The following is a 21291-nucleotide window of genomic DNA, read 5'->3' on the forward strand; positions in this document are numbered from 1 at the left end:
ACGACGCGCCAGAGCGAAGGCGACGGCTCAGCCTCCCCGTCGGGCGCGGCGAAGCAGCGCGCGGATCTCACGCAGGTCGTGACGCAGCAGCAGGCGCTGATCCTCGCGCAGCCGGCTGGCGTCCACCCAGCCGTCCGGCCTGCGCCCCTCGGCCAGCGCCTGGCGCTGCTCCGCCAGGATAAGCCCCTGCAACCGCTCCAGCGCGGCGCTCAGCGCCTCGGCCCGCTCGGCAGCGATCGCCTCGCGCATCACCAGCGCGACCAGCCGCGTGCGGGTATCCGGCGGGCGGACGCCGTGGCGAAGGGCCAGCAGGCGTACCGCCCCGACCAGCGGCAGCAGGCCCTGGCGCTTGAGGTTGATGGCACGCTCGTGGGGCGCCTCTTCGTCACCGCCACGCAGCCGCCCGAAACGGTCCAGGGCCACGGGCAGTTCATCGAGCAGGCTGGCCATCTCGTCGAGGAACAGGTGTGCCGCGGGCAGGCGCTCGGCCACCCGATCGGCGAGTCCCTCGGCCAGCGCCGGCTCGCCGAAGACCGGGCGGAAATCGAGCAGGATGTTGGCCTGCTGCACGCGCTTGATGCGTCGCTCCGCCGTCCAGATCGCGATCTGCGCCCGCCACTCGGAGAGCCGCTTGCGCCACATCGGAAAGCGCGCCATGACGTGGCCCTGGCAGAGCGGAATGCCGGCCGCATCGAGACGCGCGGTGAAACGCTCGCCCAGCGACTGGAAGTAGCCGTCGATCTCGGTGTGCCGCGCATCGGGATAGTCGGCGATGATCATGGCATTGTCCTGATCCGGCGCCAGCAGGCTCTCGTCCCGGGCGCCGGAGCCCAGCACCAGCACGCAGAAGGCCGCCGGTGGCGCTCCCCAGCCCTGGGCCCGCATCTCGGAAAGCGAGAGTTCGATGGCGCGCCGATAGAGCCAATCGTTGTGGTCGCTGAGCAGCTGGCTGATGCGTCCGGCGGGCAGGTCGAGGCGGTCGAGCGCGGAAACGAGTTCGCCCTGCCAGGCGTGGGCCGCGGCGAGGTCGGGGTGCGGACCCAGGCGCTCGAGGGCGGCGCGCAGCGGATCCAGCAGCGCCGGCCAGGCGGCCAGGTCGAGGTGCGCCTCGTCGGCGAAGAGCGCCCGCCAGGACGAGGAACGGTGCAACAGGCGCATGGACTCTCCGTGTCATGTCACGAATCGGCAGTGGCTCGAGTCTACCGAGCACGCCCGTCCTCCACACTTGGGCGAAAGGCCAAGGCGGAAGGAGACGAAGACGGGACACCTCGGAGCAGGAGGACCGCGGTACCGCAGGGGTGTGCGCACAGGGCCGTCGAGGAGGCTGAAACGAGCGACACCCCCGGGCGGGGGCGTCGTCGGTGCTGGGTGCCGAGCGTCGCTCAGCGCGGCGAGAACATGTCGTCGCCGACCTCGTCGATGAAGCGCTCGGCCTTGCGGACCATCAGGGTGTCGCAGGCCTCGCGGCCGGGCACCATGTCGGAGCGCTCGAAGCGGTGCTCGAGCATCTCGCCGGCCTGCTCCTCGCTCGAGGGGACCGGCTTGCGGATCCAGCCGCTGACGCGATACTGCCCGCCCTGGTCGGCGGGCTCGGAGACGATCAGATAGCCCTTGTATTCGACCGGCTCGGCGGCGGGCGCGCCCTTGGGCTCGCCCTCGTGGCCCCCGAACAGGCCGGACAGCAGCTTCTTCAGCATGGAACCTCCTGACAGAAAGACGCCGGCACGAAGCCGGCGTCGGGGTGGTTCAATCCTGGCGGCGACCCTTGCCGGCGGCGATGCGCAGGCGCAGGGCGTTGAGCTTGATGAAGCCCTCGGCATCCTTCTGGTCGTAGGCGCCGGCATCGTCCTCGAAGGTCGCGATGGACTCGTCGAAGAGCGAGGCGTCGGACTTGCGACCGGCGACGATGGCGCTGCCCTTGTAGAGCTTCATGCGCACCACGCCGGAGACATTGCGCTGGGTCTCGTCGATGGCCGCCTGCAGCATGCGACGCTCCGGGCTCCACCAGTAGCCGTTGTAGATCACCTCGGCGTACTTGGGCATCAGCTCGTCCTTGAGGTGCGCCTCCTCGCGATCGAGGGTCAGCGACTCGATGGCGCGGTGGGCACGCAGCATGATGGTGCCCCCCGGCGTCTCGTAGCAGCCGCGGGACTTCATGCCCACGTAGCGGTTCTCGACGATGTCGAGACGGCCGATGCCGTTGTCGCCGCCCATCTTGTTGAGCTTCTCGAGCACCTCATGGGGCTTCATCGGCACGCCGTCGATGGCCACGATGTCGCCCTTGTCGAAGGTCAGCTCGACGTAGGTCGGCTGGTCCGGGGCGGCCTCCGGCGAGACGCTCCAGCGCCACATGTCCTCCTCGGCCTCGGCCCAGGGGTCCTCGAGGAGGCCGCCCTCGTAGGAGATGTGCAGCAGGTTGGCGTCCATGGAGTACGGCGACTTCTTCTTCTTGGAGGAGAAGTCCACCGGGATGTCGTGCTGATCGCAGTAGGCCATCAGCTTCTCGCGGGAGTTGAGGTCCCACTCGCGCCACGGGGCGATCACCTTGACGCCCGGCTTCAGGGCGTAGGCGCCGAGCTCGAAGCGCACCTGGTCGTTGCCCTTGCCGGTGGCACCGTGGGAGATGGCGTCGGCGCCGGTCTGGTTGGCGATCTCGATCAGGCGACGGGCGATCAGCGGGCGCGCGATGGAGGTACCGAGCAGGTACTCGCCCTCGTAGATGGTGTTGGCGCGGAACATCGGGTAGACGTAGTCGCGCACGAACTCCTCGCGAAGATCCTCGATGTAGATCTCCTTGACGCCCAGGGCCTGGGCCTTGGCGCGCGCGGGCTCGACTTCCTCGCCCTGGCCGATGTCCGCGGTGAAGGTCACGACCTCACAGTCATAGGTTTCCTGCAACCACTTGACGATGACGGACGTGTCCAGGCCGCCGGAATAGGCGAGCACGACCTTCTTGACATCGGACATGCTGAGGCTCCTTTAGGCTAACGATCATGAAAGGGGGGATTATAGCGCGACGAGCCTCCAGCGAACACCAGCGACGGGACGCGCTGCGGCCAAGCTGGTAGACTGCCGCGGTCTAGAGATACGATGCCCCAGACAAGGAGAGGTGCATGAGCGAGGCGATGGCCCGCGAACTCATGGCGCAGCGGTTCCGCAGCTTTCTGCCCGTGGTGGTGGACCTGGAGACCGGCGGCTTCAACGCGCAAGGTGACGCGATCCTGGAGATCGCCGCGGTAACCCTGACCATGGACCCGGAAGGCAACCTGCTGCCCGATGCCACCTATGCCTACCATGTCACGCCCTTCGCCGGGGCCAACGTGGAACAGTCGGCACTGGACTTCACCGGCATCCGCCTCGACGACCCGCTGCGCCAGCAGGTCGCGGTCAGCGAGGCCGAGGCGCTGGGCGAGATCTTCCGCCCGGTGCGCAAGGCCATCAAGTCCCACGGCTGCACCCGCGCCGTGCTGGTCGGCCACAACGCGGCCTTCGACCACGGCTTCCTGAACGCCGCCGTGGCGCGCTGCGGCATCAAGCGTAACCCTTTTCATCCCTTCTCGAGCTTCGATACCGCGTCGCTGGCCGGCCTGGTCTATGGCCAGACCGTCCTCGCCCGCGCCTGCCGGGCCGCCGGCATCGAGTTCGACAACAGCGCTGCCCACTCGGCCCGCTACGATACCGAGCGCACCGCCGAGCTGTTCTGTGCCATGGTCAATCGCTACAAGGACCTGGGCGGCTGGGACCTTGCGCAGCGCGAGCAGGGCCTGGAAGAGGCCTGACGCCCGCTCCCGCCCCTGCCCTGCTGTTGCTCAGGTCCGAACACGAAAAACCCCCGCCGGCGTGCCGGCGGGGGTTTTTCATCGCCTGGAAGGCGGTGCCGACCTCAGGCCTGGGCGTCGCCCTCGCCGTCCTGGGCACGCGCGGCCGCGGCCTTGATCAGCGTCTCCAGCTCGCCGGACTGGTGCATCTCGGCGACGATGTCGCAGCCGCCGACCAGCTCGCCCTCGACCCACAGTTGCGGGAAGGTCGGCCAGTTGGCGACCTTGGGCAGCTCGGCGCGGATATCCGGGTTGTCCAGCACGTTGACGAAGGCGAAACGCTCGCCACAGGCCATCAGGGCCTGGACGGTCTGGGCGGAGAACCCGCACTGGGGCAGCTGGGGCGTGCCCTTCATGTAGATCAGGATGGGGTTCTCGCCGATCTGGCGCTGGATGTTCTCGACGGTAGTGCTCATGACGTCTCCCTTACTCGTTTACTGGACTCGCCTGCCGGGCGACCCGGGGGGATTCGGGCAATACCCGACCGTGCGGGTCGGCCTTGTGGATACCGCCATTCTACTGATGCCGGGCGCGTTGCGCATCCCCCGTGGGCTGGCTAGGATGGTCGTTTTTCCCCGTGGAGCGACCCCATGGCCATCCGCCATTTTCTCACCCTGCTCGATCTCAGTCCTGACGAGCTGCGCTACCTGATCCAGCGTGCCATCTCGATCAAGAACGGCCTGAAGACCCACGGGCCCACCTACACCCCGTTCGCCAACCGTACCCTGGCGATGATCTTCGAGAAGTCCTCGACGCGCACCCGGGTCTCCTTCGAGACCGCCATGGCGCAGTTCGGCGGCCACGCGCTCTTCCTGTCGTCGCGCGACACCCAGCTCGGCCGCGGCGAGCCGATCGGCGACACCGCCCGGGTGCTCTCGGAGATGGTCGATGCGGTGATGATCCGCACCTTCTCCCACCAGGGCCTGGAGCAGTTCGCCTCGGCAAGCGCGGTGCCGGTGATCAACGCCCTGACCGACGACTACCACCCCTGCCAGCTGCTCGCCGACGTGATGACCTGGACCGAGCTGCGCGGCAGCGTAAAGGATCGCACCGCGGTGTGGATCGGCGACGGCAACAACATGTGCCACTCCTGGATCAACGCCGCCCGCCAGTTCGATTTCCGGCTACGCATCTGCTGCCCCGAGGGCTACGAGCCGCGCCAGGACATCCTCGACGCCGCCGGCGATCGGGTGAGCATCGTGCGCGACCCGCGGGACGCCGTCGCCGAGGCCGACCTGATCACCACCGACGTCTGGGCCTCCATGGGCCAGGAAGAGGAACAGGCCAAGCGTGAGGCGGACTTCGCCGACCTGCAGGTCAACGAGGCGTTGCTCGATCACGCCCGGGAAGACGTGCTCTTCCTGCACTGCCTGCCCGCCCACCGCGGCGAGGAGATCAGCGAGACCCTGCTCGACGACCCCCGCGCCGTGGTCTGGCAGGAGGCCGGCAATCGCCTGCACGCCCAGAAGGCGCTGATCGAGTTCCTGCTGCTGGGGCGCGTGGAGAGCTGACGGCGGTGCGACGAGGGTCGTCTTATACCTTGGTATGACATCGACCTTCGTCGCATGTATAATGCGCTGCAGCAATCCCGTTCAGGAGATGCGGCAGCATGAATCACCCCACTACCAGCGGCATGCAGCGCAGCCTGCGACAGTGCCTCTCTCACATGGCCGCCATGCTCTATCGCCACGGCCACGTGCTCGAAACGGTCACCGTCAGCCACCGCGGCCTCGATCGCCAGGCCCTGAAGGCCCTGGGGTCGGCCTCGAGCGACTGGTCACAGTGCCAGAAGGTCCTCGAGAACAGCCAGGCCGCCACCTGGAACGACCAGCAGCGCCTGGTGCTGACCGGCCTCGGCCGCGAGCTGCTGTTCGACATGTTCGGCGAAGGTGCCGCCGACTGCGCCTGAGCCCAGGCCCTGCTCGAACGCAGACAGTGACAGAAGACGATGCCCGGGCGCGCCCTCGATTGCGCGCCCGGGCATTTTTGGTTACGTTGTGACGACTTGTCGGGGAGCCCCGGCACGCTCATGGAGACGTGCACGGGGGCTGAGATCGGTACGGCCGAACCCGTTGAACCTGATCAGGTTGATGCCTGCGGAGGGAACAAGCTGTCGTCTCGCCTAGCAGCCCCCTGTCGTCATCCAGCCTGTTCCTCCACGTCTTCTGCTGGATGGACAACGCCATGACACACCCCACCGAGAGCACCATCGCCGTGGCCGGCGCCGGCCTGCTGGGCCGTCTGGTGGCCTGGCAACTCCTGCGCGACGGTCATGCCGTCACCCTCTATGACGCCGGCGACCTCGAGCACCCCGCCGCCGCCGCCTGGACGGCGGCCGGCATGGTGGCGCCGCTGTGCGAGACCGCGGTCTCCGAACGCAGCGTCTATGAGATGGGCCGCTTCGCCCTGGCCCAGTGGCCGCGCTGGCTGGAGGCGCTCGACGCCGGCTCGCTATGGCATCACCAGGGCAGCCTGATGGTGGCCCATGCCCAGGACATGGGCGAGCTCACCCAGTTTCGCCGCGACCTCGCCCACGTGCTCGGCGACGAGCCGCCCTGCCAGGCGCTCGACGACGCCGAGATCCACCGCCTGGAACCCGACCTGGCGGCGGGCTTTCGCCAGGGGCTCTACCTGCCGGACGAGGCGCACCTGGACAATCGCGCCCTGCTCGAGCGGCTGCTGACCGAGATTCGCCGACTGGGCGGGACCTGCCATGCCCACTGCCCGGTGGACACCTTCCCCGGGGAGATCGAGACCCGCGATGGCCGCCATGCCTTCGATCTGGTCATCGACTGTCGCGGCACCGGCGCGCGCCAGCATCATCCCGGCCTGCGCGGCGTTCGCGGCGAGACACTGCACGTGCAGACCGCGGAGATTCGGCTCTCGCGCCCGGTCCGCCTGATGCATCCCCGCTACCAGCTCTATGTGGTCCCCAAGCCCGACCAGCGCTTCGTCATCGGCGCCACCCAGATCGAGAGCGAGGACCGCTCCCCCGTCTCGCTGCAGTCCTCCCTGGAGCTGGGCAGCGCCCTCTACACCCTGTCGCCGGCCTTCGCCGAGGCGCGCATCCTGGAGCAGGGCGTCAACCTGCGCCCCGCCTTCCGGGACAACCTGCCCCACGTCACCCGACGTGACGGCCTGATCACCGCCAACGGTCTGTTCCGCCACGGCTACCTGCTGGCACCGGCGGTGGCCTGCCACCTGCTGGCCAGCATCCGTGGCCGCGGCGAGCAGCCCTTCGCCGAGACCCTCACCGTACATCCGCCCCAGGAGAGTGCCGCATGACCGAGATCACCCTGAGCCTCAACGACGAGACCGCCCGTCTGCCGGCCGACACGACCCTGGCCGATGCCCTGGACGCCTGGCATTACGCCGAGCGGCGCGTGGCCGTGGCGATTAACGGCGAGTTCGTGCCCCGCTCGGCCTACGCCGAACGCGTCCTCGATGACCGCGATCGCATCGATATCGTGGCCCCGGTGGGAGGCGGCTGATGAACGCACTGCAAGACGATACCCTGACCCTCTACGGCGAGAGCTTCTCGAGCCGCTTCCTGCTCGGCACGGCACTCTATTCGTCGCCCGCGGTAATGGAGGCCTCCATCCAGGCCGCCGGCTGCGACATGGTGACCCTGGGGCTGCGCCGCCAGAACCCCGCCGAGGGCGACGGCGACGCCTTCTGGCAGATCCTGCGCGACAGCGGCTGTCGGCTGCTGCCCAACACCGCCGGCTGTCACTCGGCCCGGGAGGCCATCACCCTGGCCCAGATGTCCCGGGAGATGTTCGACACGCCCTGGATCAAGGTCGAGGTGATCGGCGACGACTACAACCTGCAGCCGGACCCCTTCGGCCTGCTCGAGGCCTGCCGGACGCTGATCGACCAGGGCTTCAAGGTGCTGCCCTACTGCACCGACGACCTGGTGCTCTGTCAGCGCCTGCGCGATGCGGGCTGCCAGGCACTGATGCCCTGGGGAGCGCCCATCGGCACCGGCCGCGGCCTGATGAACCGCTACGCCCTGGAGACCCTGCGCCAGCGCCTCGACGTGCCGCTGATCATCGACGCCGGCCTCGGCGCTCCCTCCCAGGCCGCCGAGGCCATGGAGATGGGCTTCGACGGGGTGCTGCTCAACACCGCCGTGGCCAAGGCCCACCGGCCGCCGCTGATGGCCGAGGCCTTCGCCGAGGCGATCACCGCCGGGCGCAAGGCGCATCTCGCCGGGCTGATGCAGCAGCGCCAGACCGCCAGCCCCAGCACGCCGACCGTCGGGCAGCCGTTCTGGCATAGCGGCGGCTGACGGGCAGCCCCACCCCGCACACACACCGCCCCGCGACGCGCCGAAAGGGATGACGGCGGGCCGGGGATGTCTGCTATCGTCGGGTGAATCGACACCAACGACAGGAGGCACCCCGTGAGCAGCGAACGCGTTCCCGAGACCATGGCGGCCATGCTGCTGACCGGGCATGGCGACGTCGACCGCCTGGTCTATCGCACCGACGTTTCCGTCCCGACCCCGGCCCGCGGCGAGGTGCTGGTCAGGGTCACGGCGACGGCCAAGAACAACACCGACCGCAAGGCGCGCGAAGGCCTCTACCCCACCAAGGACAAGGGCGAGGTGACCTCCTTCGCCATGGGCGGCTCGCCCACCCTGACCTTCCCGCGCATCCAGGGGGCCGATGTGGCCGGCCGCGTCGTCGCCGTGGGCGAAGGCGTGCCAGCCGCACGCCTCGGCGAGCGCGGCCTGCTCGATTTCAACCTCTACCCCGATGCGCGCCGCGATCTCAACCTGATGCCGGACTACTACGGCCACGGCGCCGACGGCGGCTTCGCCGAGTACGTCGCCGTGCCGGCGGACCAGTTCCATCACGTGCCCAATCCCGAGCTCGCCGATGCCGAGCTCGCCGCCATGGGCATGTGCTCCTACCAGACCGCCTATCACATGATGACCTCGGCCCGCGTCGCCGCCGGCGAGCGAGTGCTGGTCACCGGCGCCAGCGGCGGCGTGGGCACGGCGCTGATTCAACTCTGCCGAACCGTCGGCGCCATCCCCTATGCGGTGAGCCAGCCCGACAAGGCCGACGCCCTGCGCTCGCTCGGCGCCGAGGCGGTCATCGACCGCGGCGACCTGCCGACCTTCGTCGACCGGGTGCTCGAGGCCACCGACGGCACCCCCATCGATGCGGTGATGGACCTGGTGGGCGGCGAGATGACCGACCGCTTCATCGACACCATGATCGTCGACATGGCCAGGCGCACGACCTACCCCCGCCTCTCCATCGCCGGCGCCAGCGGCGGCAACCTGAGCGAGCTGATGTGGACGCGCATCTACCTCTATCAGGTGCAGATCTTCGGCGTCTCCCACGGCACCCGCGAAGAGGCCGAGCAGCTGGTGGCCTGGATACGCGAGGGCCGGCTCAAGCCGGTGCTGCACGCCGCCTTCAAGCTCTCCGAGCTCCATGAGGCCGAGCGCTACTTCGTCAATCGCGGCAGCCACTACCTGGGCAAGATCGTGATTGTCCCGGATGCCCAATGGCAGGAACACGGTGCACCCTTTGCGCTGGAGGGAACGAAATGAGCAAGGAAGACCTGACGATCCGGCTGATGGACACCCATGCCGGCGGCGACGTCAGCCGCATCGTGCTCGGCGGCATCGACCCGCTGCCCGGGGCCACGGTGCGCGACCAGATGCACTACCTGCGCGACGACGCCGACGGCCTGCGACGGCTGCTGCTCGAGGAGCCCTACGGCATCCCCGAGATGTCGGTGGACCTCATCGTGCCGGCCACCGACCCCGAGGCCGAGGTCGGCTACATCATCATGGAGGTGATGGGCTATCCCATCTATTCCGGCTCCAACACCATCTGCACCGCCACGGCGGTGCTGGAGGCCGGCCTGGTACCCAAGCGGGAGGGACGCCAGCGCTTCATCCTGGAATCGCCGGCGGGCCAGGTGCACATCGAGGCCCAGGTCGTCGATAACGTGGTGGAGGCCATCACCTGCGAGGGGCTGCCCAGCTACATCGACACCCACCGGGCCAGCATCCACGTGCCGACCATCGGCGACGTCACCTACAGCGTGGCCTACAGCGGCGGCTTCTATGCCCTGGTAGATGCCACCGAGCTCGGCTTCTCGCTGATTCGCGAGGAGGAGCGGGCGCTGTCCGACTGCGCGCACAAGATCGTCGAGGCGCTGCAGGCCGAGCGCGGCTTCTCCCACTACACCCTGGGCGACGTGGGGCCCCTGCCCTTCCTGCACTTCATGGGCCCGGTGGAGCGGGTCGCCGACGACTTCTATCGCTCCCGTTCGACCACCTACGTGCACCCCGGCGTGATCTGTCGCAGCACCACCGGCACCGGCACCTCGGCACGCCTGGCACTGATGAACCACGAGGGCCGCATCCAGCCCGGCGACAAGCTCGAGACCGTCTCGCTGCGCGAGACCGGCTTCATCGGCGAGTTCACCGGCACCCGCCAGGAAGGCCCCCACCAGGTGGTGGAGAACACCATCACCGGCAAGGCCTATGTGCTGGCCCACTCGGATATCGTCATCAACCCCGAGGACCCGCTGGTGGATGACGGCAGCCTGCACCATATCCTCACCTCCCGCCAGACCGGCGACGACTGAGGGGCGCGCACGGCGACGTAGACTCCCGTCCTGCGCTAGCGCCAGCGCCAGTCGGGCTCGAAGGGGGTGATGGCACAGAGCTCGCCGCCGCGGGTCATCTCGCGACGCAGGGCAAAGCCTGCCAGGGCCTCGCCGGGGTCGAGGCTCGCCAACTCATCGAAGGCGAGGTCCTGCCACTGTTCGCGTGTCACCTTGACGCTGAACAAGTAGTGGCGCTCGCCCCCTTCGGCTGCCGCATCATCGAGGCGCCGGTAGCCGGAGACCAGCGCCAGCTCGATGCGCGGCAGACGAGCGAAGGCCGCCCCGAGCACGCGAAAGGCCAGGCCATGCAGGTAATCCCGGTAGAGCTGGCGCTGACGCGTGACCGTGAGCCGGTGTGGCGACAGCTTGATGCGCTTGGCCGGCATGCTCCAGCGACGGTCGGGCATCTCCCCCGGGCCCGGCAGGTCGATATCCAGAGCGATGGTGCGGCAGTCGTCGACCAGCTCGAAGTCGATCAGCGTCTCGCGCGGCCAGTCGAGCTCCTCCAGCCGCTCGACCAGCGTCTGCTGCATGGCATCGGGATCGTCCCAGCTCGCCTCGTCCTCGCGCTGCTGCCGCTGGAATTCCCGGGCGTCGAACTCTGCCTTGCGCCACTCCCAGGCCCGGTAGGCCTCCGCATGCAGGGCCTCACGCCGGGCGTTCTCACGGTGATGCCGCTGGCGGGCCGGCCCCCAGAGGCTCTGCCACCAGGCGGGACGCGCCTCGGCCATCGGCGTCGGGGGCGGTTCGGGATAGCTGCGCGGCTGATAGCCGGTGGCGCTCGGGGCCGGGGCCTGCTCGTGGAGGCGAGCGAGCCGGTCGAGCTGTGCATTGAGGGCCTCGCAGTGCGCGCCGAGGGCCTCGCGCAGCTCCCCCTCGGCGCAGCGCCGAACCTCTCGGGCCTCGGCCGTGGTCATGCGCGTGCCATCGGCATGCCGGTAGCGGATCTCTCCGCTGGCAGTGATCTCCAGATCGACCGGCAGCGACTCGCCCTCCCCATCGCGCCTGATCAGCAGGCTGATCCCGGGCGGCCCCAGCGAGAGCCCCGGACGCAGGCGAGTGGTGTTAAGGCGCACGCCGGGTGCGAGACGAATACGACGCTGGAAGCGAAACTCCACGGTGATCTCCCCGACGGCCTGTCCATAGCAATGGCCTACTGTAACCCCTATTAGCCATGAAGTAAGGGCGCCATTGAGGGAAGACGCCGTGCGGGGAGCGCCTCGATGATCGTCCACCCGGCGTCGAACGCCCAGCCGGCGACATGCCCTTGCTGGCAGCAGCCGAAGGATCCGGGCAAGGAGTCACTCGTGCTGCCGGGCAGCGCCTGATGCGGACAGAGCCGCGTGGAGCTTCCCCAGCTTTCCCCCAGCGCACGAAAAAGCCGCCTAGCGGAGTGCGCTAGGCGGCTGATTCGAGATGTCTTGTTGGTGGAGCCTAGCGGGATCGAACCGCTGACCTCAACACTGCCAGTGTTGCGCTCTCCCAGCTGAGCTAAGGCCCCACGTCGTTCCCGCCTTGCGAGAACGAGAGGAATATTACGGAGTTCCTTAGCACACGTCAAGCCTTGGATGGCATTTTCCCGGCTTCGCCCTTATGCCAATTTCACTTAGGCCCATAATGTGCCACCCTTGCCTTCTTCTTCCATCCGGCCAGTCGACATGCAGGCGAACCTTCTCGCACACTCGCCTCGCGCCGATTCTCACCACCACGTTTCAGGAGCGTCCGAGTGATCAGGGTTCTCGTCGCCGATGACCACCACCTGGTACGGATCAGCATCGCCCATCTGTTGAATGCCGAACGCGGAATCCGCGTGGTCGGTGAAGCGGCCAATGGCGAAGAGGCGATCAGCCAGGCACGTACGCTCGAGCCGGACATCGTGCTGATGGACATCCGCATGCCGGGCATCGGGGGCCTGGAGGCGACCCGCAAGATCCATCGCTTCGCCAGCGATATCCGCATCCTGGTGCTGACGGCCTTCATCGAGGAGACCTTCGCCCAGCGGCTGCTGGAGGCCGGCGCCCACGGCTTCATCAGCAAGGGCTGCCAACAGGACGAGATGGTCGAGGCCATCCACTGCGTGTTCGACGGCAAGCGCTATGTCAGCCCGGAGATCGCCCAGCGGCTGGTGCTGTCGCGCATCGATGCGCCGGACAACCCCTTCGACCAGCTCTCCCAGCGCGAACTCCAGGTGGCCATGATGGTCGTCAACTGCCAGCGAGTCGCCGATATCGCCGACCGCATGTTCCTGAGTCCGAAGACCGTCAACACCTACCGCTACCGGATCTTCGAGAAGCTCGGCGTGGCCTCCGATGTGGAGCTGACGCATCTCGGCCTGCGCCACGGCCTGGTCGACGGCTTCAGTGACGCCGACTGAGTCCTTGAGGGGCGCTCGCATCTGGTAGAATCACGGTCTCGTTTCCTTCTTCCGGCACGCCGCAACCATGAGCTTCGATTCCCGCGACTTCCTCGGCAGCGTCAGCCAGTCCCCCGGGGTCTATCGCATGCTCGACGAGCAGGGCGAGACCCTCTACGTGGGCAAGGCCCGACGGCTGCGGGCGCGCCTGGCGAGCTACTTCCGCGGCGCGCACAACGCCAAGACCCAGGCCCTGGTGGGCCGCATCGCCGACATCCAGGTCACGGTGACCAACAGCGAGACCGAGGCGCTGATCCTCGAGCAGACGCTGATCAAGGAACTGCGTCCGCCCTATAACATCCTGCTGCGCGACGACAAGTCCTACCCCTTCATCTTCGTCACCGACCGCCACCCCTTTCCGGCCCTGGAGTACAAGCGTGCCCGGGTGCGGCGGGACGACGGGCGTTATCTCGGGCCCTACCCCAGCAGCGGCGCTGTGCGCGAGAGCCTGTCGCTGATGCAGAAGATCTTCCGCATCCGCAACTGCGAGGACAGCGTCTTCGCCCATCGCACCCGGCCCTGCCTGCAGTACCAGATCCAGCGCTGCAGCGCGCCCTGCGTCGACTACATCAGCGAGGCGGACTATCGCCGCGACCTGGAGCATGCGGTGATGTGCCTGGAGGGCAAGAGCGAGGCGGTGACCCGGGAGCTGACCGAGGCGATGGAGGCCGCCAGCACCCGGCTGGACTTCGAGGAGGCCGCCCGGCTGCGCGATCAGGTCCAGGACCTGCGCCAGCTGCAGCAGCGCCAGTTCGTCGATACCGGCGGAGGCGACGCCGACGTTTTCGCCCTGGCGAGCCGCCCCGGGGCGCTGTGCATCTCGGTGCTCACGGTGCGCCAGGGCCGTCTGTTGGGCGCGCGACACCACGCCCCGCCCAATGGGCTCGATCTCTCCCCCGAGGCACTGCTCGGCGACTTCCTCAGCCAGTTCTACCTGGGTCAGGCACGGGAGATTCCCGCCGAGGTGATCACCAGCCACCCGACCCCGGAGGCCGAGCTGATCGCCCAGGCACTGACCGAACGCGCCGGCAAGCGCATCCGCGTGACCGACCAGGTGCGCGGCCACCGCGCCCAGTGGCGGGAGCTGGCGCGCACCAACGCCGAGCAGCAGCTGGCCAGCCAGCTGGCGAGCCAGAACCAGCTCTCGAAGCGCTTCGCCGCCCTGCACGAGGTGCTCGCCCTCGACGCGCCGCCCCGTCGCCTGGAGTGCTTCGACATCAGCCACAGCCACGGGGAGGCCACCGTGGCCTCCTGCGTGGTCTTCGACGAGAACGGCCCCCGCAAGTCCGACTATCGGCGCTTCAACATCGAGGGCGTGACCGCCGGCGACGACTATGCCGCCATGCGCCAGGCGCTGACGCGCCGCTTCCGGCGCCTGGCCGAGGGCCAGGGCGAGCGGCCGGACATCCTGATCGTCGATGGCGGCAAGGGGCAGCTCAACATGGCCCGCGAGGTCTTCGCCGAACTCGGCGTCACCGGCGTCACGCTGCTCGGGGTGGCCAAGGGCACGACCCGCAAGGCGGGCCTGGAGACGCTGTTCGTCGAGACCGTCGATCGCAGCCTGGACCTCGATGGCGCCTCGCCCGCCCTGCACCTGATCCAGCACATTCGCGACGAGTCCCACCGCTTCGCCATCGCCGGCCACCGGGCGCGTCGCGACAAGACCCGGCGCACCTCGACCCTGCAGGACATCCCGGGGGTCGGTCCGCGCCGGCGGCGCGAACTGCTGCGCTTCTTCGGCGGCCTGCACGGCGTCAAGCAGGCCAATCGCGAGGAGCTCGCCCGGGTTCCCGGGATCAGCGCGACGCTGGCCGAGACGATTCATCGCGCCCTGCATGGATGACCCGAGCGCGGGCGGATAGAATGAAGGACTTTTCCGGCACCCCAAGGCAAGGACCGCATCTCCCGATGAACATACCCAACCTGCTCACCCTGGCCAGAATCGTCTTCATCCCGCTGCTGGTGGTGCTGTTCTACCTGCCGTTCTCCTGGAGCATGCCGCTGGCCGCCGCGCTGTTCGCCCTGGCCGCCGTGACCGACTGGCTCGACGGCTACCTGGCCCGCCGCTGGAACCAGTCCACGCCCTTCGGCGCCTTCCTCGATCCGGTGGCCGACAAGCTGATGGTCGCGGTGGCCCTGGCGCTGCTGATCGAGCGCTACGACGCCATCTGGCTGACCCTGCCGGCACTGGTGATCATCGGCCGCGAGATCGTCATCTCCGCTCTGCGCGAGTGGATGGCCGAGATGGGCAAGCGGGGCCAGGTGGCCGTCTCCTGGATCGGCAAGGTCAAGACCACGCTGCAGATGACCGCCCTGCTGCTGCTGCTGGCCTTCACCCCGGGTACGCCGATCGCCATGCTCGGCGTGATCACCCTGCACGTGGCCGCCCTGCTCACGCTGTGGTCGATGATCCTCTACCTGCGCGCGGCCTGGCCACACCTGAGCAGTTCCATGCGCTGAGGGGATTGCGCGCGAGAGATCGAAAAGCGTTTGACAGTCACCGACTTATCCGTATAATACGCACTCGAGTCAGGCGGGAATAGCTCAGTGGTAGAGCATCGCCTTGCCAAGGCGAGGGTCGCGAGTTCGAATCTCGTTTCCCGCTCCAGACTCGATGCAAGACAGAGCACCGAAGTGAGTCAATGCGAGTGACAACCGAGGTCGCGAGCCGGAACGCCGGACCGATCGAAGCCCGTTTCCCGCTCCATTCCCCACGAATGGCACGACTCTTGAGGCTGGATGGCAGAGTGGTTATGCAGCGGACTGCAACTCCGTGTACGCCGGTTCGATTCCGACTCCAGCCTCCACTATTCCCTGGTTGCCCGCTCGTGAACGAGCCGCCCGGATGGCGAAATTGGTAGACGCAAGGGACTTAAAATCCCTCGGTGGCAACACCGTGCCGGTTCGAGCCCGGCTCCGGGCACCAGCTCACTAGCACTCTCCGGCAAGCGTCGGGCGCGACCCTCCAACGGGACGCCATCTCATGATCCTGCCGCGCCTGCGCGACCCCTATTTCAATTATCAGCATCGACGCAAACTCTACGTCTTGCGCATCGTGCTGGCCCTCTGCGTCACCTTCACCCTCATCGAAGCGTTCGCCATCCAGCACAGCGGCTGGGCCCTGGTCAGCACCATCATGGTGATGGGCAACCTGCCGCACATCGGCGGCGTGCTCGACAAGGGGCGACAGCGTCTGCTCGGCACCGTGCTCGGCGCCAGCGTCGGCCTGCTGCTGATCATGCTGCCGCTGCCCTGGCCCTACCTGGTGCCCCTCGGGGCTCTGATCGGCATCGCCATCGCCACCTGGCTGACCTTCGGCAACCGCCACGGCTACAGCGGCCTGATGTTCGCCATCAGCCTGCTGCTGGTGATCGGCGGCGGCCAGCCGGAGCTCGGCATCGCGCTGTGGCGTGCCTTCGATGTCCTGCTCGGCACCCTGGTGGGTATCGCCGTCACGGTGCTGGTCCTGCCCCAGAAGGCCACCGACATGCTGCGCTTCATGCTGGCCGACAACCTCGATCGCATGGCGCGCCTCTACCATGCCCACACCACCGCCACGGCCGCCCACGACATCGACACCCGCGAGCTGCTCAAGGCCACCAGCAGCCTGTTGATCAAGCAGCGCGGCCTGGTGGATGCCATCCACCGCGAGCGACGCCTGACCCGCCACGAACTCGACGACATCATCTCGCTGCAGCGGCGCATGCTCTCCACCATCGAGCTGCTGCTGGAGACCCACTGGAACAGCCGCGACGGCCACGAGCTCATCGAGGCCATGGAGGGACTGCGTGAACAGCAGCACACCCTGGCCCGCGGCATCGGCACCCTGGCCTTCCAGGTGCGCACCGGACGGCCGGTCGATGTCACCATCACCCCCTTCGCCCTGGAGCGTCACGCCGAGCTGGCCGCCAATGCCCGGGCCAGCGATGGACGGCGGCTCTTCAGTCCCGGCGGCTATCTGTGGCTCAATCGAGAACTGGCCCGACTCACCGACGACCTGACCCGGCGCCTGGGCGACCTGGATCGTCTGCCCAGCCGGCGACTGCGCCGCCGAGCCCCCCACCACGGCCTCACCGACGCCCGCTCGGCCGCCGTGGATCACCACGCGAGAAGGAAAGGCAGATGACTGACGGCAAGCATGAGGTGCTGGTCATCGGCGGCGGCGTCGCCGGACTGGTGCTGGCACTCGAGGTGGCCGACCACCGCCGGGTCACGCTGCTGCGTCCGACCAGCGACGACCAGGGCGCCAGCCGCTGGGCCCAGGGGGGCATCGCCGCCGTGCTCTCCCCCCAGGACGACATCGAGGCTCACGTCGCCGACACCCTGGTGGCCGGCGATGGGCTGTGCGATGAGGCGGCGGTGCGCTTCACCGTCGAGCAGGGCCCCGACGCCATCGAGTGGCTGCTGTCGCTGGGCGTGCCCTTCACGCCGGATGTTAGCCCCGATGCCGGCTATCCCTATCACCTGACCCGCGAGGGGGGCCATGGCGCCCGGCGCATCATTCATGCCGACGACGCCACCGGCCGCGCCGTGGTCGAGACCCTACGGCAACACGTGGACGCCCACCCCGGGATCACGCTGCGCGGCGACCTCACCGCCATCGGCCTGATCGGTGACGCCCAAGGCCACTGCCGGGGGGCACGCTGCCTCGATGGCGACGGCCGCGTTCACGAGCTGCTCGCCGCGGATACCGTGCTCGCCACCGGCGGCGCCAGTGGGCTCTATCGCCACACCACCAGCCCCCAGCCGGCCAGCGGTGAGGGGATGATGATGGCCGCCGAGCTCGGCGCCGAACTGATGAACCTGGAGTTCCAGCAGTTCCACCCGACCTGCCTCTTCGACCCCGACGGCCCGGCCTTCCTGATCAGCGAGGCCGTGCGCGGCGAGGGCGGCCAGCTGCTCAACGCCGACGGCGAGCGCTTCATGCCGGGCATCGACCCTCGCGCCGAACTGGCGCCCCGGGACGTGGTCGCCCGGGCCATCGATGCCGAGATGCAGCGCACCCACACCGACCACGTTTTCCTGGATATCCGCCATCTCGGCGAGACCGCCATCCGCCAGCACTTCCCGACCATCCACGCCCACTGCGCGGGGCGCGGGCTGGACATCGCCCGAGAGCCGATCCCGGTGGTGCCGGCCGCCCACTACAGCTGCGGCGGCGTGAGCACCGACCTCGATGGTGCCACCAGCGTGCCGCGCCTCTACGCCATCGGCGAGGTCGCCTGCACCGGCCTGCACGGCGCCAATCGCATGGCCAGCAACTCGCTGCTGGAGTGCCTGGTCTATGCGCGCAGCTGCGCCCGGCGACTGCACAAGGCCGAGAAGGCCCCAACGGCCGAGCTGCTGCCGGCGCGTTTCGGCGATCGGGTGGAGTCCCCGGAGACCCTCACCGCCATCCGCGAGGCGATGCGCCAGCTGATGAGCGCCCGGGTGGCGATCGTGCGTACCGACCAGGGCCTCGACGAGGCCGCCAGGGAGCTGACCCAGCTGCACCGCGATCTCGCCCTGCGGGTCCGGGAGGCCGCCCCGTCGGTGGCGCTGTCGAACCTGTGGCACGCCCTGCGCCTGGCGCGCCTCACGGTGGCCTCGGCGCGCGCGCGTCGCGAGTCCCGCGGGCTGCATTTCAATCCCGGCTGTGAGGTCCATGGCGACGCCGATCCGCACCCCTCGCGTATCCATCTGACGGCGCTCGAGGGGGCCTGACCCCCGCGCCACCCGGCCCGGGGCCGCTCAAGGCAGCGGCAGCAGCTCCCTACGCAGTCGGCGCAGCGCGTCGCCGTCGCTGCTGTCCGGCCATAGCCAGAGTCGTTGCCCCTCGACCCGCAGCCCGATCAGCCAGGGCCCGAGGTAGTCACAGCGCAGACTGACCGGCCGCCAGGCCTCGTCGACGTGATCGCGCCAGACGGTGATCGTCTCGCCGGCCGCCGTCGGCGTCAGGCGCAGCTGCCCCGAGCGGCGGTCACGCGCCACCAAGCCCAGCGTCCCGGCCAGCAGGCCCGCCGCCAGGGCGCCTGCCCAGGGGGCCGCCACGACGCTGACCAGGCCGGCGACCGAGACGGCCAGGCATCCCTGAGCCGCGAGCGCGACCCTAGAGGTTGCGATAGTGATCGTTGTCGGTGGTCTCGGCATGCTCGACGATCAGCTTGACGATGCGGCGCCGCGACGGATCCTCGGGCCATTCGCGGCGCATCAGCCAGACGAACAGGTCCTGATCCTCCTCATCAATCAGGGCCCTGAACGCCGCCTGGTCCGCCTCGTCAAGATCGCCGTAGCGCTGCTCGAGGAAGGGAATCAACAGCAGGTCCAGCTCCCACATGCCGCGACGCGAGTGCCAATAGAGGCGTTTGCGCAGGGCGGCTTCCGGAGACGAATCGTCGTTCAAGGTCGGCCTCGTTGGGTCGGATGGATGTGCGGGCAGTATACCCGAGCCCCCAGCCCGGCGGCAGCCCGCCTCCGGCTCACGCTCCACAGTGCTCGACAAAAGGTCGTAGTGCGTTGTTTTCTCGAGACTTGCCCAGTATGCTTTGGAAAAACAACAACGCCGGGATCACGCCGACCCAGGCAGGACCGCACGGAGACGAGTCGATGACCAAGTCCGAACTGATCGAGCAGATCGCCATGCGACAGCCGGAGCTGTCGGTGAAGGAGGTCGAGGCCGCGGTACGCCTGATCCTCGATGACATTACCGACACCCTGGCCGAGGGAGGACGGGTAGAGATCCGCGGCTTCGGCAGCTTCTCGCTGCACTACCGCGAGCCGCGGGTGGGCCGAAACCCCAAGACGGGGGAACCGGTCGCACTCGACGGCAAGTTCGTGCCACACTTCAAGCCCGGCAAGGAGCTGCGCGAACAGGTGGATGCCAGCCGCGCACTCGGCTACTGAACGGCGTCCGACGATCGCCGTCCCTCCTTCAACCGACACGGGAACATTGCACATGCGTTGGCTCAAAGGCCTGATCCTGGCCATCATCCTGTTGGCGGTGCTGCTGATCGGCATCCTCTTCGCCGTCAATAACCAGCAGACCCTGCCCCTGAACCTGATCTGGATCGAGCTGCCCGCCGTCTCGCTCTCCGTCTGGCTGCTGGCCTCGCTGACCGTGGGCGTGCTGCTCGGCATGCTCGCCATGAGCGGCGTCTACCTGCGCCTGCGCACCCTGCTGACCCGCGCCCAGCGCCACAACCAGCAGCAGCGCAAGGAGCTCGATCGCCTGCGCGTCCAGGAGATGAAGGAACTCTCCTAGATGCCCGATGCTCTCCTGCTGGCCCTGTTGGTGGTGGCGGTTGCCGCCGGCTGGTGGCTGGGCCGACGGGAGCGCCGGGAGGGCGCCGCCGCCGCGCCGCCCTCCCTGGCGCGCGACTACTTCGTCGGCCTCAACTACCTGCTCAATGACCAGCAGGACCAGGCCATCGAGACCTTCATCGGGGCGCTGGAGGTCAACAGCGATACCGTCGAGACCCACCTCGCCCTGGGCAACCTGTTTCGCAATCGCAGCGAGGCCGACCGGGCGCTGAAGATCCATCAGAACCTGCTCGCCCGCCCGACGCTGACCACCGATCAGAGCGAGCGCGTGCAGCTCGAACTCTCCCGCGACTTCCTGGCACTCGGCCTGCTCGATCGCGCCGAACGCCTGCTGGAAGGGCTGGTACGCGACACCCAGGACGACGAACTACGCGCGTCCGCCCGGCGACTGCTGATCGACCTGCTCGAACGCGAGCGCGAATGGCAGGCGGCACTGGACGTGGCGCTCCCCAAGCTGACCCGCCAGCATGACGACATCCGCCGCGCGGCAGCCCACTGGCTCTGCGAGCTGGCCGAGGAGGAGCGCCACTCGGCGAGCCCGGTGCTGGCCCGGCGCCACCTGCGTCAGGCGCTGGCCACCGATGCGGGCTGCGTACGGGCCAACCTGCTGCTGGCCGCCATGGCGCAGGACACGGGCCAGTACAAGCAGGCCATCAAGCTGCTGCGACGCATTCCCGAGCAGGACGCGACCTTTACGCCGCTCATGCTCGAGCCGCTCGCCCATGCCTATCGGCTGCTGGACGACGAGGAGGGGCTGATCCACTGCCTGCGGGAGCTGATCGACCAGGCGCCCTCCCCGGCGGTGATCACCCTGCTGGCCGAGACGCTCTACCACCAGGGGCAGGAGCAGGACGCCATCGCGCTGATCCGTGAGCAGCTCGAGCGCCAACCGAGCCTTGACGCGATTCACCAGCTGCTGTCGCTCTCCCGACGTCACGCGCGGGAGGAGGACGAGCACACCGCACTGCTCGAGCGGCATACCCTGACGCTGGTCCGCGCCCGCCCACGCCACCGCTGCCGGCGCTGCGGCTTCGCCACCGAGACGCTGCACTGGCAATGCCCCCGCTGTCGCAACTGGGGCACCACTCAGCCGATCGACGCGCCCGAGGGCGACTAGGCGAG

At 68.5% G+C, this 21291-nt stretch carries 23 protein-coding genes, 4 tRNA genes and 1 riboswitch; of the genes, 19 read left to right on the forward strand and 8 right to left on the reverse strand.

Annotated elements, in window-relative coordinates:
* Positions 1-27: 27 nt before the first annotated feature.
* The 3 genes from ACGTNG_RS15190 to ACGTNG_RS15200 form a co-directional block, all read right to left on the reverse strand.
* Entirely contained in the window at positions 28-1158 is a 1131-nt protein-coding gene (locus tag ACGTNG_RS15190; RefSeq protein WP_394797367.1) for a DUF294 nucleotidyltransferase-like domain-containing protein, read from the reverse strand.
* 224 nt (positions 1159-1382) lie between these two features.
* The gene (locus tag ACGTNG_RS15195; protein WP_394797368.1) at positions 1383-1697 is read right to left on the reverse strand and encodes an HlyU family transcriptional regulator; all 315 of its coding nucleotides are present in this window, start codon (positions 1695-1697) and stop codon (positions 1383-1385) included.
* Positions 1698-1746: 49 nt separating this feature from the next.
* Complete coding sequence (locus ACGTNG_RS15200; RefSeq protein WP_394797369.1) at positions 1747-2967, reverse strand: argininosuccinate synthase; 1221 nt, start codon at positions 2965-2967, stop codon at positions 1747-1749.
* Positions 2968-3113: 146 nt separating this feature from the next.
* Between ACGTNG_RS15200 and rnt the strand changes: the two genes are divergently transcribed.
* Positions 3114-3779, forward strand: coding sequence for a ribonuclease T (gene rnt, locus ACGTNG_RS15205; protein ID WP_394797370.1), 666 nt, complete (start codon positions 3114-3116; stop codon positions 3777-3779).
* Positions 3780-3883: 104 nt separating this feature from the next.
* On the opposite strand, the gene grxD is transcribed toward rnt, so the two are convergent.
* The gene (gene grxD, locus ACGTNG_RS15210; protein WP_394797371.1) at positions 3884-4234 is read right to left on the reverse strand and encodes a Grx4 family monothiol glutaredoxin; all 351 of its coding nucleotides are present in this window, start codon (positions 4232-4234) and stop codon (positions 3884-3886) included.
* A gap of 174 nt (positions 4235-4408) precedes the next feature.
* On the opposite strand from grxD, the gene argF reads away from it, so the two are divergent.
* From argF to ACGTNG_RS15245, 7 genes are all read left to right on the forward strand, one after another.
* Positions 4409-5329 (forward strand): ornithine carbamoyltransferase, encoded by a 921-nt coding sequence (argF, locus tag ACGTNG_RS15215; protein WP_394797372.1) that lies wholly within the window; start codon positions 4409-4411, stop codon positions 5327-5329.
* Between the two features lie 98 nt (positions 5330-5427).
* Complete coding sequence (locus ACGTNG_RS15220; RefSeq protein WP_394797373.1) at positions 5428-5727, forward strand: hypothetical protein; 300 nt, start codon at positions 5428-5430, stop codon at positions 5725-5727.
* A gap of 90 nt (positions 5728-5817) precedes the next feature.
* A riboswitch (TPP riboswitch) is annotated at positions 5818-5940 on the forward strand.
* 62 nt (positions 5941-6002) lie between these two features.
* A complete protein-coding gene (gene thiO / locus ACGTNG_RS15225) occupies positions 6003-7103 on the forward strand; it encodes a glycine oxidase ThiO (RefSeq protein WP_394797374.1) in 1101 nt (366 codons plus the stop codon).
* A complete protein-coding gene (thiS, locus tag ACGTNG_RS15230; RefSeq protein WP_394797375.1) occupies positions 7100-7309 on the forward strand; it encodes a sulfur carrier protein ThiS in 210 nt (69 codons plus the stop codon). Before thiO ends, thiS begins: the two co-directional genes overlap by 4 nt.
* Complete coding sequence (locus ACGTNG_RS15235; RefSeq protein ID WP_394797376.1) at positions 7309-8109, forward strand: thiazole synthase; 801 nt, start codon at positions 7309-7311, stop codon at positions 8107-8109. Before thiS ends, ACGTNG_RS15235 begins: the two co-directional genes overlap by 1 nt.
* 141 nt (positions 8110-8250) lie before the next feature.
* Positions 8251-9387 (forward strand): alcohol dehydrogenase catalytic domain-containing protein, encoded by a 1137-nt coding sequence (locus ACGTNG_RS15240; protein WP_394797528.1) that lies wholly within the window; start codon positions 8251-8253, stop codon positions 9385-9387.
* Entirely contained in the window at positions 9384-10436 is a 1053-nt protein-coding gene (locus tag ACGTNG_RS15245) for a proline racemase family protein (RefSeq protein ID WP_394797377.1), read from the forward strand. Before ACGTNG_RS15240 ends, ACGTNG_RS15245 begins: the two co-directional genes overlap by 4 nt.
* Positions 10437-10471: 35 nt before the next feature.
* Here the strand turns inward: ACGTNG_RS15245 and ACGTNG_RS15250 are convergent, their stop codons facing one another.
* Both ACGTNG_RS15250 and ACGTNG_RS15255 read right to left on the reverse strand, forming a co-directional pair.
* A complete protein-coding gene (locus ACGTNG_RS15250; protein WP_394797378.1) occupies positions 10472-11575 on the reverse strand; it encodes a DUF4236 domain-containing protein in 1104 nt (367 codons plus the stop codon).
* A gap of 307 nt (positions 11576-11882) precedes the next feature.
* Positions 11883-11958, reverse strand: a tRNA-Ala gene (locus tag ACGTNG_RS15255).
* Between the two features lie 225 nt (positions 11959-12183).
* On the opposite strand from ACGTNG_RS15255, the gene uvrY reads away from it, so the two are divergent.
* The 8 genes from uvrY to nadB all read left to right on the forward strand — a co-directional run bounded on the left by uvrY (position 12184) and on the right by nadB (position 18573).
* Complete coding sequence (gene uvrY, locus ACGTNG_RS15260) at positions 12184-12831, forward strand: UvrY/SirA/GacA family response regulator transcription factor (protein WP_138182138.1); 648 nt, start codon at positions 12184-12186, stop codon at positions 12829-12831.
* A gap of 67 nt (positions 12832-12898) precedes the next feature.
* On the forward strand, positions 12899-14713 hold the full coding sequence (uvrC, locus tag ACGTNG_RS15265; RefSeq protein ID WP_394797379.1) for an excinuclease ABC subunit UvrC: 1815 nt from the start codon (positions 12899-12901) through the stop codon (positions 14711-14713).
* A gap of 65 nt (positions 14714-14778) precedes the next feature.
* Complete coding sequence (pgsA, locus tag ACGTNG_RS15270) at positions 14779-15330, forward strand: CDP-diacylglycerol--glycerol-3-phosphate 3-phosphatidyltransferase (RefSeq protein ID WP_394797380.1); 552 nt, start codon at positions 14779-14781, stop codon at positions 15328-15330.
* Positions 15331-15403: 73 nt separating this feature from the next.
* Positions 15404-15478: transfer RNA gene (locus tag ACGTNG_RS15275), tRNA-Gly, on the forward strand.
* Between the two features lie 125 nt (positions 15479-15603).
* Positions 15604-15677, forward strand: a tRNA-Cys gene (locus ACGTNG_RS15280).
* 32 nt (positions 15678-15709) lie between these two features.
* Positions 15710-15796 (forward strand) — tRNA-Leu (locus ACGTNG_RS15285).
* 57 nt (positions 15797-15853) lie between these two features.
* Complete coding sequence (locus ACGTNG_RS15290) at positions 15854-16996, forward strand: FUSC family protein (RefSeq protein WP_394797381.1); 1143 nt, start codon at positions 15854-15856, stop codon at positions 16994-16996.
* Positions 16993-18573, forward strand: coding sequence for an L-aspartate oxidase (gene nadB / locus ACGTNG_RS15295; protein WP_394797382.1), 1581 nt, complete (start codon positions 16993-16995; stop codon positions 18571-18573). Before ACGTNG_RS15290 ends, nadB begins: the two co-directional genes overlap by 4 nt.
* 27 nt (positions 18574-18600) lie before the next feature.
* On the opposite strand, the gene ACGTNG_RS15300 is transcribed toward nadB, so the two are convergent.
* Together ACGTNG_RS15300 and ACGTNG_RS15305 are read right to left on the reverse strand one after the other, a co-directional pair.
* The gene (locus ACGTNG_RS15300) at positions 18601-18900 is read right to left on the reverse strand and encodes a hypothetical protein (RefSeq protein WP_394797383.1); all 300 of its coding nucleotides are present in this window, start codon (positions 18898-18900) and stop codon (positions 18601-18603) included.
* Positions 18901-18958: 58 nt separating this feature from the next.
* Complete coding sequence (locus tag ACGTNG_RS15305; RefSeq protein ID WP_394797384.1) at positions 18959-19252, reverse strand: FAD assembly factor SdhE; 294 nt, start codon at positions 19250-19252, stop codon at positions 18959-18961.
* A 137-nt stretch (positions 19253-19389) separates the two neighbouring features.
* On the opposite strand from ACGTNG_RS15305, the gene ACGTNG_RS15310 reads away from it, so the two are divergent.
* From ACGTNG_RS15310 to lapB, 3 genes are read left to right on the forward strand one after another with little or no spacing between them, the layout of a single operon-like run.
* Entirely contained in the window at positions 19390-19752 is a 363-nt protein-coding gene (locus ACGTNG_RS15310; RefSeq protein WP_275668753.1) for an integration host factor subunit beta, read from the forward strand.
* Positions 19753-19804: 52 nt separating this feature from the next.
* Entirely contained in the window at positions 19805-20110 is a 306-nt protein-coding gene (locus ACGTNG_RS15315; protein ID WP_394797385.1) for a lipopolysaccharide assembly protein LapA domain-containing protein, read from the forward strand.
* Positions 20111-21286 (forward strand): lipopolysaccharide assembly protein LapB, encoded by a 1176-nt coding sequence (gene lapB, locus ACGTNG_RS15320; RefSeq protein WP_394797386.1) that lies wholly within the window; start codon positions 20111-20113, stop codon positions 21284-21286.
* The last annotated feature ends 5 nt before the right edge of the window (positions 21287-21291 follow it).

Source organism: Halomonas sp. B23F22_3 (genome assembly GCF_043496965.1).
GTDB lineage: Bacteria > Pseudomonadota > Gammaproteobacteria > Pseudomonadales > Halomonadaceae > Halomonas.

What these genes read in the sequence shown, in the direction of transcription:
- ACGTNG_RS15190 (WP_394797367.1), bottom strand. Translation starts at nt 1,158, where the DNA reads ATGCGCCTGTTGCACCGTTCCTCGTCCTGGCGGGCGCTCTTCGCCGAC.
- ACGTNG_RS15240 (WP_394797528.1), top strand. Translation starts at nt 8,251, where the DNA reads ATGGCGGCCATGCTGCTGACCGGGCATGGCGACGTCGACCGCCTGGTC.
- thiO (WP_394797374.1), top strand. Translation starts at nt 6,003, where the DNA reads ATGACACACCCCACCGAGAGCACCATCGCCGTGGCCGGCGCCGGCCTG.
- pgsA (WP_394797380.1), top strand. Translation starts at nt 14,779, where the DNA reads ATGAACATACCCAACCTGCTCACCCTGGCCAGAATCGTCTTCATCCCG.
- grxD (WP_394797371.1), bottom strand. Translation starts at nt 4,234, where the DNA reads ATGAGCACTACCGTCGAGAACATCCAGCGCCAGATCGGCGAGAACCCC.
- ACGTNG_RS15235 (WP_394797376.1), top strand. Translation starts at nt 7,309, where the DNA reads ATGAACGCACTGCAAGACGATACCCTGACCCTCTACGGCGAGAGCTTC.
- nadB (WP_394797382.1), top strand. Translation starts at nt 16,993, where the DNA reads ATGACTGACGGCAAGCATGAGGTGCTGGTCATCGGCGGCGGCGTCGCC.
- ACGTNG_RS15195 (WP_394797368.1), bottom strand. Translation starts at nt 1,697, where the DNA reads ATGCTGAAGAAGCTGCTGTCCGGCCTGTTCGGGGGCCACGAGGGCGAG.
- ACGTNG_RS15220 (WP_394797373.1), top strand. Translation starts at nt 5,428, where the DNA reads ATGAATCACCCCACTACCAGCGGCATGCAGCGCAGCCTGCGACAGTGC.
- ACGTNG_RS15245 (WP_394797377.1), top strand. Translation starts at nt 9,384, where the DNA reads ATGAGCAAGGAAGACCTGACGATCCGGCTGATGGACACCCATGCCGGC.
- thiS (WP_394797375.1), top strand. Translation starts at nt 7,100, where the DNA reads ATGACCGAGATCACCCTGAGCCTCAACGACGAGACCGCCCGTCTGCCG.
- ACGTNG_RS15200 (WP_394797369.1), bottom strand. Translation starts at nt 2,967, where the DNA reads ATGTCCGATGTCAAGAAGGTCGTGCTCGCCTATTCCGGCGGCCTGGAC.
- ACGTNG_RS15310 (WP_275668753.1), top strand. Translation starts at nt 19,390, where the DNA reads ATGCTTTGGAAAAACAACAACGCCGGGATCACGCCGACCCAGGCAGGA.
- uvrC (WP_394797379.1), top strand. Translation starts at nt 12,899, where the DNA reads ATGAGCTTCGATTCCCGCGACTTCCTCGGCAGCGTCAGCCAGTCCCCC.
- rnt (WP_394797370.1), top strand. Translation starts at nt 3,114, where the DNA reads ATGAGCGAGGCGATGGCCCGCGAACTCATGGCGCAGCGGTTCCGCAGC.
- ACGTNG_RS15315 (WP_394797385.1), top strand. Translation starts at nt 19,805, where the DNA reads ATGCGTTGGCTCAAAGGCCTGATCCTGGCCATCATCCTGTTGGCGGTG.
- argF (WP_394797372.1), top strand. Translation starts at nt 4,409, where the DNA reads ATGGCCATCCGCCATTTTCTCACCCTGCTCGATCTCAGTCCTGACGAG.
- ACGTNG_RS15290 (WP_394797381.1), top strand. Translation starts at nt 15,854, where the DNA reads ATGATCCTGCCGCGCCTGCGCGACCCCTATTTCAATTATCAGCATCGA.
- lapB (WP_394797386.1), top strand. Translation starts at nt 20,111, where the DNA reads ATGCCCGATGCTCTCCTGCTGGCCCTGTTGGTGGTGGCGGTTGCCGCC.